The sequence below is a fragment of the Acetoanaerobium sticklandii genome (assembly GCF_000196455.1).
Classification (GTDB): domain Bacteria; phylum Bacillota; class Clostridia; order Peptostreptococcales; family Filifactoraceae; genus Acetoanaerobium; species Acetoanaerobium sticklandii.
Genome location: NC_014614.1, coordinates 1,569,235 through 1,585,369, shown reverse-complemented (window position 1 = coordinate 1,585,369; position 16,135 = coordinate 1,569,235). Strand labels below are relative to the sequence as shown.

The 16,135-nt window shown below is 32.8% G+C and carries 13 protein-coding genes and 1 other annotated feature; of the genes, 9 read left to right on the top strand and 4 right to left on the bottom strand.

Features of this window, described 5'->3' with window-relative positions; translation table 11 throughout:
• The first annotated feature begins 6 nt into the window (after nucleotides 1–6).
• Together CLOST_RS07290 and CLOST_RS07285 are read left to right on the top strand one after the other, a co-directional pair.
• Nucleotides 7–978 (top strand): rhodanese-like domain-containing protein, encoded by a 972-nt coding sequence (locus tag CLOST_RS07290; RefSeq protein WP_013361638.1) that lies wholly within the window; start codon nucleotides 7–9, stop codon nucleotides 976–978.
• A gap of 202 nt (nucleotides 979–1,180) precedes the next feature.
• On the top strand, nucleotides 1,181–2,113 hold the full coding sequence (locus CLOST_RS07285) for a cation diffusion facilitator family transporter (RefSeq protein ID WP_013361637.1): 933 nt from the start codon (nucleotides 1,181–1,183) through the stop codon (nucleotides 2,111–2,113).
• Here the strand turns inward: CLOST_RS07285 and ilvB are convergent.
• The 4 genes from ilvB to CLOST_RS07265 form a co-directional block, all read right to left on the bottom strand.
• Nucleotides 2,110–3,753, bottom strand: a complete 1,644-nt coding sequence (ilvB, locus tag CLOST_RS07280; protein WP_013361636.1) for a biosynthetic-type acetolactate synthase large subunit — start codon at nucleotides 3,751–3,753, stop codon at nucleotides 2,110–2,112. The two genes, CLOST_RS07285 and ilvB, sit on opposite strands and share 4 nt — an antisense overlap.
• Before the next feature lie 6 nt (nucleotides 3,754–3,759).
• Nucleotides 3,760–5,418 (bottom strand): dihydroxy-acid dehydratase, encoded by a 1,659-nt coding sequence (ilvD, locus tag CLOST_RS07275; RefSeq protein ID WP_013361635.1) that lies wholly within the window; start codon nucleotides 5,416–5,418, stop codon nucleotides 3,760–3,762.
• Nucleotides 5,418–6,404, bottom strand: a complete 987-nt coding sequence (gene ilvC, locus CLOST_RS07270) for a ketol-acid reductoisomerase (protein ID WP_013361634.1) — start codon at nucleotides 6,402–6,404, stop codon at nucleotides 5,418–5,420. Before ilvC ends, ilvD begins: the two co-directional genes overlap by 1 nt.
• A 65-nt stretch (nucleotides 6,405–6,469) precedes the next feature.
• Complete coding sequence (locus CLOST_RS07265) at nucleotides 6,470–6,673, bottom strand: hypothetical protein (protein WP_013361633.1); 204 nt, start codon at nucleotides 6,671–6,673, stop codon at nucleotides 6,470–6,472.
• Nucleotides 6,674–6,740: 67 nt separating this feature from the next.
• Nucleotides 6,741–6,974 (bottom strand) — a binding site (T-box leader).
• 280 nt (nucleotides 6,975–7,254) lie between these two features.
• Between CLOST_RS07265 and CLOST_RS07260 the strand changes: the two genes are divergently transcribed.
• The 7 genes from CLOST_RS07260 (at nucleotide 7,255) to CLOST_RS07230 (ending at nucleotide 15,878) form a co-directional block, all read left to right on the top strand.
• Nucleotides 7,255–9,270 (top strand): NAD(P)/FAD-dependent oxidoreductase, encoded by a 2,016-nt coding sequence (locus CLOST_RS07260; RefSeq protein ID WP_013361632.1) that lies wholly within the window; start codon nucleotides 7,255–7,257, stop codon nucleotides 9,268–9,270.
• Nucleotides 9,263–10,198 carry a polyprenyl synthetase family protein gene (locus CLOST_RS07255; RefSeq protein ID WP_013361631.1) on the top strand — a complete coding sequence of 312 codons (936 nt, stop codon included), beginning with the start codon at nucleotides 9,263–9,265 and terminating at the stop codon, nucleotides 10,196–10,198. The genes CLOST_RS07260 and CLOST_RS07255 overlap by 8 nt, the downstream gene beginning before the upstream one ends.
• Nucleotides 10,199–10,200: 2 nt before the next feature.
• Nucleotides 10,201–11,121 (top strand): UbiA family prenyltransferase, encoded by a 921-nt coding sequence (locus CLOST_RS07250; protein WP_013361630.1) that lies wholly within the window; start codon nucleotides 10,201–10,203, stop codon nucleotides 11,119–11,121.
• A 148-nt stretch (nucleotides 11,122–11,269) separates the two neighbouring features.
• A complete protein-coding gene (locus CLOST_RS07245; RefSeq protein ID WP_013361629.1) occupies nucleotides 11,270–12,331 on the top strand; it encodes a hypothetical protein in 1,062 nt (353 codons plus the stop codon).
• Between the two features lie 24 nt (nucleotides 12,332–12,355).
• Nucleotides 12,356–13,387, top strand: coding sequence for an FAD:protein FMN transferase (locus CLOST_RS07240; RefSeq protein WP_231853127.1), 1,032 nt, complete (start codon nucleotides 12,356–12,358; stop codon nucleotides 13,385–13,387).
• 158 nt (nucleotides 13,388–13,545) lie between these two features.
• Complete coding sequence (locus tag CLOST_RS07235) at nucleotides 13,546–14,424, top strand: MBL fold metallo-hydrolase (RefSeq protein ID WP_013361627.1); 879 nt, start codon at nucleotides 13,546–13,548, stop codon at nucleotides 14,422–14,424.
• A gap of 125 nt (nucleotides 14,425–14,549) precedes the next feature.
• Nucleotides 14,550–15,878: an aspartate kinase gene (locus CLOST_RS07230; RefSeq protein WP_013361626.1), complete on the top strand. Its 1,329-nt coding sequence runs from the start codon at nucleotides 14,550–14,552 to the stop codon at nucleotides 15,876–15,878.
• Nucleotides 15,879–16,135: the final 257 nt, after the last annotated feature.

The following is a 16,135-nucleotide window of genomic DNA, read 5'->3' as shown; positions in this document are numbered from 1 at the left end:
ATATAAATGAAAAGATTGAAATCAAAGTTTTCTGTTATTTCACTTGCATTAATTATGTCTTTATCACTTGCAGCATGTGCTCCATCTCAAGAGCCAGCTCAAGAAGCTCCTCAAGCACCAGTTGAGAGCACTGAAACTGAGCAAGTAGAAGAAGCGGATGTAGTTAAAGACGCTGCAAATGCATATTTTGCTAATATGCCTGAAAACATTTACAAAATTGATGAAAAAGAATTGGTTGAAAAAGTAAAAGCAGAAGAAGATATTTTGGTTGTTGACATTAGATCAAACGAAGACTACAACAAAGGACATCTTAAGAATGCAGTAAACATTCCTTGGGGCCCAGCAATAGCTGAAAATCTTGAGAATTTACCAGTAGATAAAGATATTTACTTATACTGCTATACAGGACAAACAGCTGGACAAGCTACAGCTCTTCTTAATATGGCTGGATATAATGTTCGTTCTATAAACTTAGGATGGAAATTAGGACTTTCAAATGTTGAAGGTATCGAGGAAGTAACTCAAACAGAAGCTGTAGAGCTAGTAAAATCTACTCCAGCAGATATTGCTCCAGAGTTAAAGGATGCAATAAAAGTGTACTTTGATGAGTTAGTAGCAGCAAAAGGAACTACTTACGAAAATCATAAGATAAGTGAAGATGATGCAAAAGCGTTATTAGACGCAAAGGATGAAACTATACAGTTCCTATCAGTTAGAAAAGCAGAAGATTATGCTAAAGGACATATTGAAGGAGCAATCAACATTCCGTTTGGAAAAGGAATGCAAGAATCATTTGGAACTTTACCAACAGACAAAAAAATTATTGTTTACTGCTATACAGGACAAACAGCTGGACAAGCAGTAGCAGGCCTAAGAATTTTAGGATATGATGCAGTTTCCATGAACTTTGGAGCAGGAACACCAGCAACAGGTGAAGGTGGATGGATTAATAAGGGATACCCTCTAGTACAAGAATAATAAAATTAAGAACTCACAAAAGTTTAGTCTTTTGTGAGTTTTTTTATGTTTGTTTTTAAGAAAAATGTTATTATATATAGAAATGACTAAACTTATTCTAATAAATTTCTAAACAAAACATAAGCTTAGGGCTATAATATAATTTTGAATATAATATAAAGCATTGAGTAAATTTGATTATTTTAGAAGAGGATGTTATAAATTGATAAAATTAATTATAAAAAAATTTGTAAAAAACTATAATGACGTAGAAAATAAATATGTAAGAGAATCCTATGGGATATTGTCAGGTATTTTAGGCATCCTATGTAATTTATTTTTGTTTGGACTCAAGCTGACTATAGGATTAATTATGAACAGTATAGCCATAATATCTGATGCATTTAACAATCTATCCGACATGGGTACCTCTATAGTAACTATACTAGGAGTGAAAATGAGTAATTCTTTACCCGATGAGGAACATCCATTTGGTCATGGAAGAATAGAATATATATCTTCTCTAATAGTCTCTTTTATAATCATGTTAGTAGGCTTTGAACTATTAAAAAGCTCAGTAGATAAAATACGAAATCCTGAAGAAGTAATATTTAATCCTATATTAATGTTGATTTTACTTATGTCAATTTTAGTTAAAATATGGATGTTTTCCTATAACTCTTATATTGGAAAAACTATAAATTCAAGTATAAATAAAGCAACTGCAGCTGATAGCCTTAACGATGTTATAGCAACTAGTGCAGTGATTTTATCTACAGTAATTCAGCGCTATGTAAATGCTCCAGTGGATGGGTTTGTAGGAGTCCTTGTTTCTCTTATAATAATCTACACTGGGTTTAATATATCAAAAGACACTGTAAATATACTTCTTGGACAATCACCATCAGAGGAAACTGTAGAGAAAGTATGTAGTTTCATCCAAAAAAATGAGTATATTATTGGAATACATGATTTGAGAATACACGATTATGGTCCAGGAAGATCGATAGGTTCTGTTCATGTTGAGCTGCTTGATTCACTTGAGTTAGTTCATGCTCACTCAATCGTAGATAAAATAGAAAAAGATATTATGAGCCAAACTGGGATAGATATAGTAATCCATGTAGACCCAGTTGGCAAAGTAAGCAAAATTTAATCCTCAGTGAGTAGAGTATCAATAGATTTCCCAGGAGGGACTATTGGATATGCTCCTATATCACTATCTAAAAGGCATTCTATTAAATTAATCTGAGATTTATCCTGAACTTTTAGGATTGATTCTAATGTATCTAAATCTGAAGCTTTATAATAGTTTATTCCATATGCTTTTGATAAAAACTCTAGGTTTAAGCCATCGTTTATATCTGTTTGAGCATACCTTGAATTGCAAAATAGATTCTGCCACTGCCTTACCATTCCTAGTGACGAGTTATTAAAAAGCAAAATTGTAATAGGGATGTTGTGCCTTGAAAGAGTAAGTAGTTCAGGGTGGTTCATTCTAAATGAGCCATCTCCGGTTATAAGCAGAACATGAGAATCTGGATTTCCAAGCTTTGCACCAAGAGCTGCGCCCATACCAAAACCCATAGTACCAAGTCCACCAGATGTTGCAAATTTCATAGGAAGCGAAAACTTCCAGAATTTAGCGGTCCAGATTTGATGCTGACCGACATCGGTTACAACTACAGTATTTTCTGGTACAGATTTTTGAGTTACAGTTAAAATATTTTTTGGATGAAAGCCTTCATAATCTTTTGCTAAATAATCATTGCTTCTAGTATGAGGGGATTTATATTCCATAAGCTTAGTGCTTATTTCATTCATGATTTCGTTTAAATCACCTAGAATTTCATATGAAACATCAATATTTTTACCTAGTTCAGTCTCATCAACATCAATGTGAACTATAGTTGAATTTTTAGTAAACCCGTTTCTATTACCTATAGCTCTATCAGAGAATCTTACCCCTACACCTAAAATTAAATCACTTTCATAGCAAAGCATATTTGCGTCTTTATCGCCATGCATTCCGACAATGCCATAAGATAGGTTAGAATTTCTATCAAAAGAACCTAGACCCATAATTGAGTTCACTACAGGAATATTGTGTTTAGTAGAAAGCTCATGCAAGCTATCCCAAGATTTACTTTTTATTACTCCACCACCAGCGTAAATAACAGGCTGTCTAGATGATTTAATTAGATTAACCACCTTGTCGATTTCAGCTTGATAGTTTAGATGTCTTTTATCTGTAGTTTTATCAATCTTATGATATTCCTTAGTCTCTATTTCCTGCATAAAAGCATCCTTAGATATATCTATTAATACAGGGCCAGGCCGGCCATTTTGAGCTATATAAAAGGCTTTAGAGACTACATCTTTTAAGTCATTAGCATCTGTTACTAGGAAATTATGTTTTGTTATTCCCATAGTCAAGCCAGTTATATCTATTTCTTGAAATGAGTCCTTGCCAAGTAGTGATTTTCCTACTTGACCAGTGATTGCTATAACTGGAACAGAGTCCATAAAAGCAGTAGCCAGCCCAGTAATTATATTAGTTGCGCCGGGACCTGAGGTTGCGATGCAAACACCAACTTTACCTGTAGTTCTGGCATAACCATCTGCAGCGTGAGAAGCACCTTGTTCATGACAAGTTCGAATTTGTATAAAATCCTCAGACTCATACAGGGCATCAAAAAGTGGAATCACAGCTCCACCAGGATAACCAAAAATAACATCCACGCCTTCTTTAGAAAGGCAATCTATCAGGTATTTTGCACCGTTCAATGTATTCATTCCTTTCTATTTATAAATTGCACCTTTAGAAGCTGATGATACTGAATCAGCATATCTTTTTAAGTATCCAATATTTTGTTTTGGCAATTTTAATTCAAATTCTGCAGAAGCTTTTCTTCTATTTAGTTCTTCTGTAGATAAATCGAGATTAATAGAACCCTTATCAATATCAAGAATTATAATATCACCATCTAAAACTAATGATATAGGACCGCAAACCGCTGCTTCTGGAGAAACATGACCAATTGCAGCTCCTCTGCTTCCACCAGAAAAACGTCCATCTGTGATTAGGCAAACTTTATCATCTAAGCCCATTCCACATAAAGCTGAAGTAGGGGATAACATTTCTCTCATTCCTGGTCCCCCTTTAGGACCCTCATATCTTATTAATACTGCATCATCTGGCTGTATATTTCCAGACAATATTTCAGTTACTGCTTCCTCTTCGGAATCAAAAACTCTAGCATTAAGAGTTTTATTGAACATCTTTTCATCTACTGCAGATTTTTTTACAACGCAGCCGTCTGGAGCTATATTTCCATACAAGACTTTTATTCCTCCTGTAGGTGAATATGGACTACTTATATCTCTAATTACTAATCCTTTTTTTATATCAGCTATAAGCTCGCCAAGAGCTTTATCGTATACAGTTTTTACATTTAGATTTATTAGATTTGCTTTAGAAAGCTCATTCATTACAGCATATATTCCACCACTGTCGTTGAGATCCTCTATATGAGCTTCACCAGCTGGTGATAGCCTACATAAGTTGGGAACTTTTTTGCTAACCTCATCAACCAAGGATAAATCAAAATCCACCATTGCTTCATTTGCGATAGCAGTTAAATGAAGGATGGTATTTGTAGAACATCCAAGTGCCATATCTACAGCTAGTGCATTTTGGAAAGCTTCCTTGGTCATTATATCTCTAGGAAGAATATTTTTATTTACTAAATCAACGACTAACTTACCTGATTTACGTGCCAATAGCTTTCGTTTTGAAAGTACGGCTGGAACAGTACCATTTCCTCTCATAGCCATACCTAAAGCTTCTGTAATACAGTTCATAGAATTTGCTGTGAACATTCCTGCACAGCTTCCACAGGTAGGACAAGCCATATTCTCTATTTCTAATAATTCCTCAGATGTGATTTTATTATCAGCAAAGCTTCCAACAGCCTCAAAGGCGCTAACTAAATCCAAATCTTTAGTAGCGGATTTTCCTTTAAGCATGGGGCCTCCACTTACTATTATTGAAGGAATATTAAGTCTGGCTGCAGCCATAAGCATAGCTGGAACAGATTTATCACAGTTTGGAATCATCACTAGGCCGTCAAATGCATGTGCTTTTACCATCACTTCTATACTGTCAACAATAAGCTCTCTACTTGGCAAAGAATATCTCATTCCCTCATGATTCATTGCTAAACCATCGCATACTGTTATGACAGGAAACTCAAATGGTATAGCTCCAGCAGCATAGATTCCATTTTTTACTTCTTGGGCTAGTTCTCGTAGATGGATATGGCCAGGGACAATTTCATTAAATGCATTTACGACTCCAATGAAAGGTTTTTCAAAGTCCTCATCATCAAGTCCCAGAGACTTAAGCAGAGCTCTATGAGGAGCTCTTGCATAGCCTTTTTTTAGGTTGTCACTATTCATTACTTATCACCTTCAAGTTTCATCATTGTTCTTAAGCTTTTGCCTGTATTAACAATAGGGTGTTTAAGCTCATCGGCTTTAACCTGGTTATAAAAAGGTCTACCTGTTCTATTTTCTTCAATCCACTGATTTGCAAATGTAGCATCTTGTATCTCTGAAAGTACTTTTTTCATTTCATTTCTCACTTCCTGATTTACTATCCTACGTCCTACCCTATAATCTCCATATTCAGCAGTATCACTAATGCTATAACGCATTTTCTCAAATCCACCTTCATAAAGTAAGTCCACAATTAGTTTCATTTCATGAAGACATTCAAAATATGCTATTTCACTTTGATAGCCAGCTTCTACTAAGGTATCGAATCCTGCTTTAATTAATTCTGTAACCCCACCACAAAGTACAGCTTGTTCACCGAATAAATCAGTTTCTGTTTCCTCTTTAAAGCTTGTTTCAATAGCTCCTACTCTTAATGAACCTAGGGCTTTTGCATATGCAAGTGCTTTATCTTTAGCATTACTGCTGTAGTCTTGGTGTACAGCAATGAGGGCAGGTACTCCGCTTCCTTTTTCATAGGTTCTTCTTACAAGATGCCCTGGTCCCTTTGGAGCAACCATAAAAACATCTACAAACTCTGGTGGAACGATTTGTTTATAGTGAATATTAAATCCATGAGCAAATACAAGTGATTGACCAGGTTTTAAATTTTTTTCAATCTGGCTGTCATATACTTCCTTCTGCTTTTCATCAGGTAATAGAACCATAACAACATCAGCTTCTTTAACGCAATCATCAACAGACTTAACAGTAAGCCCGCTTTCCAGAGCCTTTGACCTGCTATTACTATCTTCTCTAAGGCCAACTAATACATCAAGACCTGATTCTTTTAAGTTAAGTGCATGAGCGTGACCCTGGCTACCGTAACCAAGAATAGCTATTTTTTTACCTTTAAGTACATCTGCTTGAACATCATTTTCGTAATACATTTTAAATTCCTCCTAAGTAATATTTAAATTATTTTGTGAATATTGTATTTTGAATACAATAAAAATTAATTAACTAATACTTCTATATCTGATAGCTTGGAGAGCTGTGCTCTTACTATAGATTCAGTTTCAATAGGAATGATGAGGCTTAACGAAGTGCTATAAATAGATATCTCATAAAATTTGATACCCTTTCGTCTTAGCATAGTTACAGCTCTAAGAGCAGAATCAATTCCAGAAATTAAATTAACTTGTACATTCGTCTGCATTTTGTTACCTCCTATTTAAAATATAAAATAAAAAAACCTCCGTATCTATAAATCTAATTAATAGACTTATAGGGACGAAGGATTCGCGGTACCACCCTATTTATGGCGTTCATGCCATCACTTTATTCAGGTCTATCAACCTTAGCCTTGTTAACGGTGGCATCCGTTTTCTTCTACTTGTTTAATCTTTCGAAGAAACTGCTCAAGAGTGATCATTGTATTCTGCTATTGTCGGTTCTCAGCACTTCCGACTCTCTGTAAATAGCTAAGTGAATAGTTTTGTCTCTTTCAAAGCATTTAAATGATTGTTTTAGTTATTCTAGTATAAGAAATTCAACTTGTCAACACCAAATTCAATAAATTTTGAAAATTTTGCAAATATTTTTTTATTTTTTAGTAGGAAAAAGATTTCCTGGGTATAAATTGTAAAATAATTGAAATTTAAATAAATTTTACTATGATTACAATTATCATATAAAAAAAACTATCAAATTTAATTATTTTTTTATCAAAAATAGTTGTAAGAGCAACTAACTGATGATATACTTTATTAGTATATTATAGAACAGGAGGATGTATTAATGGAGAGAATTGTTGTCTTAGGAGCTGGATACGCAGGGGTTTTAACTGCTAAAAAGCTTGAGAAAAAGTTTAAAAAAAATACCGATATATCTATAAAAATAATCGACAAAAATCCATTTCACACTATGCTTACTGAGCTACATGAAGTAGCTGCAAATAGAGTTGATGAAGACAGTATAAAAATGAGTCTAAAGAAAATATTTGCTGGCAGAAAAGTAAATGTAGTAATGGATGATATAGATAATGTTGATTTTGAAAACAAAAAACTGGTAGGAAAAACTACTGATTATCCTTATGATTACTTGGTTATTGCAGCTGGTTCAAAGCCTACATATTTTGGTGTAGAGGGCGCTGAAGAATTCAGTCACAAACTATGGTCTTATGATGATGCAGTTAAATTAAGAGAGCATATACATGAATCATTTAGAAAAGCTGCACTTGAAACTGATGCACAGAAAAGAAAGTTACTGCTTAGCTTTTATGTAGTTGGAGCTGGATTTACAGGCGTAGAAATGATAGGAGAGCTTGCAGAATATGTTCCATTTTTATGTCATAAGTACGAAATTAATAAATCAGATGTTTCGCTAAATAATGTAGATATATTACCAAGAACAGTACCAATTCTTCCAGAAAAATTATCGGATAAAGTTGAAAATAGACTTAAAAAAATGAATGTAAATATGATTCTTGGTGCTGGGGTAGTTGGAATAGGCAAGGACTTTATAAAAGTTAAAATTAATGACAAGGAAAATGTTTTTCCAGCTGGAACAGTAATATGGGCTGCGGGAATTGAAGGGTCAGATATTACAAATGACGCTGCTTCAAAAATAAGCTCTGAAAGAAGAGGCAGAATTAAAGTAGACCCTTATTTAAGATCAATTGACGATGAAAAAGTATATGTTATTGGAGATAACATGTTTTATATACCAGAGGGAGAAGCAGCTCCGGTTCCACAGATGGTTGAAAACTGTGAACATTCCGCTTCTACAGCTGCACATAATATTTTTACTTCAATTACAAAGAGTGGTCAGCTAAAAAAATATAAGCCTGAGTTTCACGGAGTTATGGTTTCAGTTGGAGGAAGATATGCAGTAGCAAGAGTTGGTACTCCTAAAATGATGATGAATCTTCCATCTTTCTTTGCAATGATGGTAAAACATCTTATCAATATGGTTTATTTCATTCAAGTAATGGGTTGGACTAAGATATTCAGCTATTTAAAACATGAATTTTTTACAATTAGGAATAATAGAAGTATAGTCGGAGGACATTTCTCTAACGTTACTCCAAGCTTTTTGATGGTACCACTTAGAGTATGGCTTGGTATGGTGTGGCTATTTGAGGGTATAAAGAAAGTAATGGAAGGCTGGCTAGATGCACCAAAGCTATCTGGCTTCTTTGGAGGAGCAAATGCTTGGTATCAAAGTATTATTAATCCTGGAGCTTGGGCTGAGGCTGGAGCAGATGCTGTAAGTGCTGCAACAGGAACTGCTGAGGCTGCAGCTGATGCAGTTACAGCTGCGACAGGTGCTGGTGAGGCCCTAGGAGAAGCAGTTCAGGCTGCTGGACAAGCGATAATAAACTGGGATATATTTGGATTATTAAAAGTGTTCTTTGTAAGTGGAAAGCCTGTAGCTGAAGCTGGACTTAGTGATTTCGCTTTCAAAATTGACATACCTTTTTTAAATTCTATGTTAGATAAATTTGTAATATCAAGTGATGGTATGCAAGTATTTATGCAATCATTTATAGTTCTTGCGGAAATTGCAATTGGACTTGCTCTAATAGCAGGGTTATTTACTTTCTTATCTGCTGGGGCATCGGTAGTGCTTCAGATAATGTTTGTAACTACAACAGGATTATATTTAAATACTTTCTGGATGATATTTGCTGGAATTGCTGTGCTTATCGGTGCTGGTAGAACCTTAGGACTTGATTACTATGTAATGCCATGGCTAAAGAAAGCATGGAGAAATAATGGTTTTGCTAGGAAGTGGTATCTATATCATGATTAGTTTAGAATCAGCAAAAAATGAATTTAATAATAAGCTAGTAGAGGTTTTAAGGAAAACGCCACCTTCTATTAGAGAATGCACTTCGTATTTATCAAAATCACTAGGGAAAAATCTTAGAGGGAATTGTATTCTTATTGTAGCATCGGATGAAAATCAATTTGTTCACGAGGATGCGATTAATTTAGCAGTTGCAATCGAGCTTTTTCATTTAGCTACACTGGTACACGATGATATCATAGATGATTCCCCTAAAAGAAGAGGGATGGATAGCTTACAAAGTAGATTCGATAAGAAAACTGCAGTTATCTGTGGAGACTATATCCTAGCTATGGCTATTGAATTAGCTCTAAAAGTGGATATAAAAGATGAGTACAAAAAGTATTCACTTGCAAATTATGCGAAATCTGTATGTCTTGGCGAGCTTATGCAGGATACGAATCTATTCAATTATAATTTGAGCTTAAAAAGATATCTAACAATAATTAGAGGTAAGACAGCAGCGCTCTTTGAAGCCGCATTTGTCAGTGGAGCTATCGTTCTAGGAGAGCCAAAGTCCAATGTGGATTTATACAAAAATATTGGAAGATATATAGGAATGATTTTCCAAATGTCTGATGATTGTATGGATTATGAGCTTACTCAAGCTGAATCAAATAAACCGGTTTTATCTGATATTGCAAAAGGAGTCATTACTCTTCCGTTAATATATGCAATGAAGAAAAATGAAACTATTCGCGAGAAGCTAGAGCAAGGATATGATAAAAATATTCTAGCTAGAGAAATAATAAATTTTGGTGGAGTGGAATTTACAAAAGCTTTTAGTGACAGATATTATGACAAGAGTATAGTTTGCTTAGATAAGCTAGAAATATCTTCTGAAAAATATACTATGATAAAAAATGTTTTAGATGTAGCAGCAAGGAGATAAATATGGAAAAAAGCAGCACTACTATATCCAGATACTTTCAGTTTACTGAAATTAAAACTAAGATAACCAGCTTATTTCCTTTTCTAATATCAATACTGTATCTTATGTCTAAAAACCAACAAGTAAAAATATTTGAAACTATCCTATTTTTTATGGCTATGTTTTTATTTGATTTAGAAACAACTGCAATTAACAACTATATTGATACTAAAACCAATGGTGAAAGTATTCCATATAGCAGGAAAAAGGGCAGAACATTAATATATATAATGTTAGCAATTAGTATAGCTCTAGGATTAGTATTGGTTTACTATACAGATTGGATAGTTTTGGTTTTAGGAAGTTTATGCTTTGCCTTTGGTATTTTTTATACCTTTGGACCACTTCCTATTTCAAGAACTCCCTTTGGAGAAATAATTTCGGGGATATTCTATGGATTCTTTATTCCTCTGATTTTACTGTACATTAATTTTCCTGAGGGATATTATTTAAAAGTCTTGTTTACCGATACACACATTTTATTAGAGGCAAACTATATTAATTTAATTCATTTAGTATTATTGTTTGCCATCCCAACACTTACAACTGCAGGGATAATGCTTGCAAACAATACTTGTGATTTAGAAAAGGATATTTTGCAAAAAAGACATACTTTACCTTACTATATCGGTAAAAAAGCTTCAGTTAGTATCTTTAAATGGATATATATAATATCATATTTAATGATTCCTGTTCTTGTATTTATAGGAGAATTAGGAGTAATTTCACTAGTAGCATTAGTCGGAATAATTCCTGTGGCAAAAAAATTAAAAGAATTTGAGAACCAACAGGTTAAATCAGAAACCTTTATAGTTTCTATAAAAAATTATGTAATCTTAAATTTAGGATTAGTCATAACCATGATGATAGATAATTTACTTTAAAAAGAATAGGACTAAATATCTTAAGCTAAAGAATTTACTTTAATTATTTGTTTTTATTTTTGCTTTATGAACTTGGTTTAATGGAAGGTAGTTCATACCTATCCTTTAAATAAAAAATTTATTTTACAAAATAGGAGGAGTTTTGTTTATGAAGAAAAAAATGTTAGCAGGTTTATTGTCATTTGCAATGATCTTTTCACTAACAGCTTGTGGAGGATCAACAACTACTGAGGAGCCAGCACCAACTGAAGAGCCTGCAGTTGAGGAAACTGCTGAGCCAGCAGCTGGAGACGCAAAAACTGGTTTTGCTGTTATTTCAAGTGTTGCTAAATCTAAGGATGCAGCAGAAGAAGATGGTCTAGCTCAGACAGATTCTTTAGCGATTGCAGTTATCGTTGATAAAGACGGTAAAATTGTAAACGCAGTAATTGATAGTGCTCAAACTAAAATCAATTTTTCTAAAGAAGGAAAAATCACTACTGATTTAGCTACAATATTTAAATCAAAGGTTGATATGGGAACTGAATATGGAATGCAAAAAGCATCTTCTATCGGTAAAGAGTGGAATGAGCAAGCTGCTGCTTTTGCTGATTATGTAAAAGGTAAGACAGTTGAAGAAATAAAAGGTATTGCAGTTACAGAAGAAGGCGTGCCAACTGGTGACGACATTAAAGGATCTGTTACTGTTAAAGTTAAAGATTTTATAGCTGGTATTGAAAAAGCTGCAGCTAATGCTAAAGAAATCGGTGCATCTTCTACTGACAAATTAGGTCTTGCGATTGAAACTAATATTGCAAAATCTAAAGATGCAGGAGATGAGGCAGGACTTGCTCAAGCATATTCTACTTATGTTGTTACAACTACAGATGCTGATGGAAAAATCACTAGCGCTATGATAGATGGTTCTCAAGCTAATATTAATTTTGATGCTACAGGTAAAATCACTTCTGATTTAACAGCTGAGCTAAAAACTAAGCAAGAGCTTGGAGAAGGCTACGGAATGAAAAAAGCTTCAGCAATTGGCAAAGAGTGGAATGAGCAAGCTGATGCTTTTGCAGAATTTATAAAAGGTAAAACAGCCGATGAAGTAAAAGGTATGAAAGTTTCTGCTGATGGGTTAACTGAAGAAGAAGAACTTAAGTCATCTGTAACTGTACATGTTACTGATTTCATTAAACTAGCTGAAGCTTCAGTTAAAAAAGCAAACTAATCTATGCAAAGAAGTACTAAAATAGTGAAGATCATAATGATCTTCACTATTTTTTCAATATTAATTACTGGCTGTGTACCTAAAAAGCAATCCTATAGTGCAGAATTTATGATTTTATTTAATACTGTAACTAAAATAATATCTTATTCTGAAAGTGAAGAAGAATTTAAAAAGCAATCAGAATTTATTTATAAAGAATTAGAACATTATCATCAGCTATATAATATCTATGATGATTTTGAAGGTGTAAACAATATCAAAACAATTAACGATAATGCTGGAATTAAACCAGTAGAAGTTGATAAAGAAATAATTGATTTAATTAATTTTTCCAAAGAGATGTATAGTGAAACAGGTAAAAAGGTTAATATAGCTTTTGGACCAGTGCTTAGAATTTGGAGCAGATATAGGGATAATGGAGTTGAAGAACCTGAGAAGGCAGAGCTTCCGAAGCTTATAGATTTACAAAATGCAAATAAGTTCACAGATATAAATGAAATCATTATAGATGAAATAAATTCTACAGTATATTTACCTGACAAAAATATGAAACTTGATGTAGGAGCAATAGCTAAAGGCTATGCAACTCAAAAAGTGGTAGAGAAGGCTAAGAAAAATGGATTTGATAACGGAGTTATAAGTGTTGGTGGTAATGTATGCGCAATTGGACTTAAGGATAATAATAAGCCCTGGGGAGTAGGTATTCAAAATCCAAACAAGGATAGTGACGAGGATATAACAGGAACTTTATACTTAAGCGATATGTCGCTAGTGTCAAGTGGAGACTATGAAAGATATTATATGGTAGATGGAAAAAGATATCACCATATTATAGATACAAGTACGTTATTTCCATCAGAATATTTTAGACAAGTGAGTATAGTTGCTAAAGATTCAGGTATAGCTGATGCATATTCTACAGCTGTATTTAATTTACCTCTTGAAGAAGGTAAAAAACTAGTTGAATCCAAAGAAGGATTAGAAGCAATGTGGGTTTTAAAAGACAATAGTATTGTATATTCAGAGGGATTTAAAAACTTTCAAAAAAAGCCCTAATTGTTTTTGATAAAAATTATCAAAAAATGTAATGTTGATACTCTATTTTAAAATAATTAATAAATTATGCAAAAAAATATTTTTATGGAAGATAAATAGAAGATTAAGTGATATTATAGTAAAAATATCATTTAATCTTTTTTTATGGAGGTAGAATCATGTATGAATTAATTTCATTAACTAATAAAACCTATTATATTAACTCTCCTTCAAAGGTAGGATTATTTAAAATAAATGATAAAGAGATATATTTGATTGACAGTGGTAATGACAAAGATGCAGCTAGAAAAATTGACAAGCATATTAAAGAAAATAATTGGACCTTGAAAGGAATAATAAATACTCATTCAAATGCAGATCATGTTGGGGGCAATAAAATGCTTCAGGCAAGACACGACTGCGAAATTATATCTACAAGTATTGAAAATTCGTTTACTAAGCATCCAGTTTTAGAACCCTCATTTTTGTATGGAGGATATCCATTTAAAGCTATCAGAAACAAATTTATAATGGCAGAAGCAAGCAATCCAACCTCTGATATAGAAACAGCTGGAATCATAGGCTTATCTTATATTAAGCTTCCAGGGCATTTTTTTGATATGATTGGTATTATAACTGACGATAAAGTAGCTTTTTTAGGAGACAGTCTTTTTTCAGAGGAAATAATAAATAAGTATCACATATTTTTTATATATGATATTAAAGCATATATAGAAACTCTCAATATGCTAGATGGATTAGAGGCTGATATTTACGTACCATCTCACTGTGAGCCTACGAAAAATATTAAGAGCTTGATAAAAGCTAATAGAAATAAGATAGAAGAAATTGTTAATCATATTTTGCTATTTTGTGAAAATCCACAATTATTTGAAGATATTCTTCAGTATATATTTTCTGTATATTCATTAAAAATGGATGCTAACCAATATATACTAGTAGGAAGTACATTACGGTCGTACTTATCATATATGTCTGATGAAAATTTACTGACATATGAATTTTCTGACAGCAAAATGTATTGGAAGAAAATTTAATTCATAAATAAAAATAATCTTTTATCCTTGACAACCCCACTAAAAAGCTATAAGATCATTAAATCTTTATATTGAAAACATCTGTTTGTATAGTGAAGACAAATTGATTTAAGGGGGAAACATTGTTGAGTGAAATAATCGTAGCAAAATTTGGAGGAAGCTCACTAGCTGATTCTAATCAGTTTAAAAAAGTGAAGGATATAGTTTTTTCCAATAAAAAGAGAAAATATATTGTGCCTTCAGCACCAGGCAAAAGATATAAGGACGATGAAAAGATAACTGATTTGCTATTTCAATGCTATAATAGCATTGAAAATAAAGAGAAATTTATTGAGACATTCAAAATAATTGAAGATAGATATATACAAATATGTAATGAGCTTGAACTTGATTTAGATATATCAAGTTATTGTGAAGAAATTAAAAATACAGTCTATCAGAATAAGAGCCTTGATTACATAGTAAGTAGAGGAGAATATCTTAATGCAATTGTGTTAGCTGGATATTTAGGGTTTAAGTTTGTAGATGCAGCTGAAGTGATAGTTTTTCTTGAAGATGGCAAATTAAACTTTGATGAGACTCAGTCAAGGCTTTATAAAATGTCGCTAGACTATGATTATGCTGTTATTCCTGGATTTTATGGAGCTACTGATAAAGGGATTGTAAAAGTATTTTCAAGGGGGGGTTCTGACTTTTCGGGCTCACTAGTTGCAAATGGAGTTAACGCTTCTTTGTATGAAAATTGGACTGATGTATCTGGATTTTTAAAAGCAGATCCTAGAATAGTTGACCATCCAAGACATATCGAAAAAATAACATATAAAGAGCTTAGAGAGCTATCTTACATGGGAGCTTCTGTACTTCATGAAGATGCTGTGTTTCCAGTAAAAAAATCAAAAATTCCTATTCAGATAAGAAATACTAATAACCCTATGGATGAAGGAACTCTTATTCTAAGTGATTTTGAAAGCCCTAAATATCCTAAAACTATTACAGGAATAGCAGGGAAAAAAGATTTTACAGTTATAGCAATTGAAAAAATGCTTATGAATGAGGAAAAAGGATTTTTAAGAAAGCTATTATCAATAATTGAAGATAATGATATTTCAGTAGAACATATACCTTCAGGCATAGATTCTGTATCATTAATTATTAGTGATGAAGAGCTCAGAAATAAACTTGATAAGGTTATCGAGGAGATAAGGATTAAATTAAGCCCAGATTCTGTAGAGGTATATCCAAACATGGCATTAATGGCAGTAGTTGGTAAAGGCATGATAAGAACAAGAGGAATATCTGCTAGATTATTTACTGCCCTAAAAGAACAGCAAATTAACGTGAGAATGATATCGCAGGGTTCTAGTGAGATTAATATAATTATAGGAATAGAAAATGAAGATTTTGAAAGCGCAGTAAACGCAGTGTATTATGCTTTCGAGCAAGCTAATATTTAAAAATATTATCAAAATTTAGATTTTATTAGTTGTAAATCATGCAATAATACATCGAAGTAATTATAATTACTTTTAGATTAAAGTAATTAGATAGAAACTCCTTATAAATTATGAATAGGTATAAGACCTTTTAAATTAAGGAGTTTTTTGTTTTGAATTTGGAATAATTTCAGTATGCTAAATGAAGCTATAATGCTGAGCAGTTTACATAAATAATCTTTTAAATTTTTTTAGGATTTTAAAAAAACATTTGCTAA